Annotated in this window: 2 protein-coding genes; one reads left to right on the top strand and one right to left on the bottom strand. The window is 73.7% G+C overall.

The window, feature by feature from the left end; genetic code table 11:
• Positions 1-1329: Ig-like domain-containing protein (locus tag TR49_RS39930; RefSeq protein WP_160311597.1), on the bottom strand; the 1329-nt coding region annotated here is incomplete at its 3' end.
• 376 nt (positions 1330-1705) lie between these two features.
• On the opposite strand from TR49_RS39930, the gene TR49_RS13465 reads away from it, so the two are divergent.
• Positions 1706-2332 carry a helix-turn-helix transcriptional regulator gene (locus TR49_RS13465; protein ID WP_042381211.1) on the top strand — a complete coding sequence of 209 codons (627 nt, stop codon included), beginning with the start codon at positions 1706-1708 and terminating at the stop codon, positions 2330-2332.
• Positions 2333-2482: the final 150 nt, after the last annotated feature.

Below are 2482 nucleotides of genomic sequence, written 5' to 3'. Positions count from 1 at the left end.
CCAGGTGTACGAGCCGGCGCCGCCGGTGGCGGCGAGGGACTCGTTGTAGGGCTTGCCGAGGGACGCGTCCGGCAGCGTGGCCGAGGAGACGGAAGCCGGGCCGACGACGTTGACGGTCACCGAGCCGGAGAGGATCGGCGGGCCCGACGGCGTGGCTGCGGACGGGGTCGCGCCCGCTGCGGGGGCGGCGGCCGTGCCGGGTGCGGCCCCGGCGCTCGGGGCGGGCTGAGCGGGGGACAGCGCGGGCGAGGTGGCCGCCCCGGTGGCGGTCGCGCCGGTGGCCGTGATGGTCGCCGAGCCCGGGCTGACCGCGGTCACCACACCGCTCTGGGAGACCGAGGCGATGCGCGGGTCCGAGGAGGTCCACACGAGTCGGGGCAGGGTGCCGGTGCCGCCGCCGGCGAAGGTGCCGGTCGCCATGGCGCGCTCGGTCTTGCCGGTGACGACGTTCGGTGTGGCCAGTTTGACGTCGAGCGCGGTCGCGGTGCCTGCCTTCGCCTTGGCCTTGGCGGCGGCCGCCTGGGCCGACTGGGCCGAGCTGGCCGCGTTCTGGGCCTGCGCCGCCGAACTGGCGGCGGAGTGCACGACCGGCTGCAGCACGTTGAACCAGAGCGCGAGCAGCAGCCCGGCGGCCACGGCCGCGATCCCGAGCGTGGGCAGCAGCCACTCGGGCAGGGTCTGCTTCTCCAGCATCACCCCTTCGGCCTTGGCCGCTTCGCCGCGCTCGGGTAACGCGGTGACCTCGAACGGAAGGGTGCGGTTCGGCCCCTTGAAGAAGGTCTTGCGCGGCACGGTCCGCAGGCGCACGAAGGTCGCCGTGCCGGGCCGGGCGACGAACACCGGGGGCCGGGTCCGGAAGCTCAGCTTGACCTCCGGGTCATGCGCCTCGACCCGGACCTGCTCCTGCCGGTTGCCGCGGTTCTCCACGACCAGCCGGAACCGCGCCGAGCGCCTCCCGGTCGCGCTCCTGGGCACCAGCCGCGCGCCGAGGTCGGCGAACTCGCCGATGCTGAGCGAGGCTTCCTCGATGCTCGACCCCTCCGGGTCCTCGGTCGACATCGCCCGCAGGCCGAACCGGACCTCGCCGGGAGCCAGCGAGGACGTCCGCGGCGGCCGGAAGGTGACCCGGACGCGTTCCGTCGCGTTCGGCAGCAGATTGACGCGCTCGGGTTCGACGCGCGCCCATTCCGAGGCCTCCCCGAGCACGTCGAGCAGCACCTGGTCGACGACCATCCCGGTGTTCTCCACGCGCACGACGCACTCGGCCTGCTCGCCGGGGACGACCTCGATCGGCTCGCCCCCGTTCTCGAAGACGACGGAAACTCCCACCGGCCCCGGCTCCCTTCCTCGTCTTCCTCGTCCGTCGGGAATCGTGGCGGCGTCCCGCTGCGTCGGCTCAGCCTTGCAGCGGCCTCGGGGCGTGCGCATGCCTGAATCGGCGGAGAAAAGCGCAGCCGTCGGGCGCGAGTTCCGCGCCGAGAGCGGCCGGTTGCTGCTGCGTACGGCGGGCATCCGATGCGTGATAGGGCAACGCCTAGGGACATCCCTAGTCGACACCCCCAGGTGAACCATGGTCAATTTGGGCAACGGCCTGGTCGCAACCACGGGCAGTCCAGGGCACGTTCGGGGCGTCGGCGGTGGTGCGGGACGTCGGCACAGCGGCCGACGCGCCCCTGCCGGGCCGCCGTCGGGACTTGGAGGCTCCATGAAAAGCCGGATATCGGTGTCGATATACGCCGACGACCCGATCACCCGGGTCGGGCTGGCGACCGAGCTGCGCCAGCGCTGCGAGACCGAGCTCGTCGATCCGCCGTCGAGTGGTCGGGCCCAGGTCGTGGTCCTCGCGCCGGACGCCCTGACCACCTCGGCACTCGACCTGATCCGGGCGGTGCGTTCACGCGACGGGGCGCAGGCCGTGCTCGTCCTGTCCGCCGTGTCCGACGAGGACCTGCTGGCGGTCGTCGAGTCCGGGGCCTGCTCGGTGCTGTGGCGGTGGGAGGCGACCGGCACCGCGCTCGTTCAGGCGGTCCTGAGGGCCGCCGGAGGCGAGGCGGCGCTCCCTCCCGACCTGCTGGGCCGCTTGCTGAAGCAGGTGGGCCGGCTTCAGCAGCAGGTCCTGCGCCCCGCGGGGCTGCCGTTGGGCGGCTTGTCCGAGCGCGAACGCCAGGTCTTGCGCCTGGCGGCCGAGGGGCTCGGCACGGACGAGATCGCCGGCGAACTCGCCTACTCCAAGCGCACGGTGACCAGCGTGGTGCACGACATCACGGTCCGGCACCAGCTGCGCAACCGGACGCACGCGGTGGCCTACGCCATCCGCGAAGGCCTGATCTGAAGTTGGGAACGATGTCGACGGACGCCGATCCCCGGTCCGAACCCCGGGCCGCCACCCGGTCCGATCCCCGGGCCGAACTCCGGTCCGGGAAGCCGGCACCGGGCGCGGAGCCCGGGCGGCGCGGCACGCCGCCCGCGCCGCCCGAGCTCC

The sequence above is a fragment of the Streptacidiphilus melanogenes genome (assembly GCF_000787835.1).
Classification (GTDB): domain Bacteria; phylum Actinomycetota; class Actinomycetes; order Streptomycetales; family Streptomycetaceae; genus Streptacidiphilus; species Streptacidiphilus melanogenes.
Note: the sequence above shows the minus strand (reverse complement) of the source record. Positions and strands in the feature narration are given on the sequence as shown.

Bases quoted from the DNA above. Each gene is read 5' to 3' on its own strand.
- TR49_RS13465 (WP_042381211.1), top strand. From the start codon at position 1,706: ATGAAAAGCCGGATATCGGTGTCGATATACGCCGACGACCCGATCACC.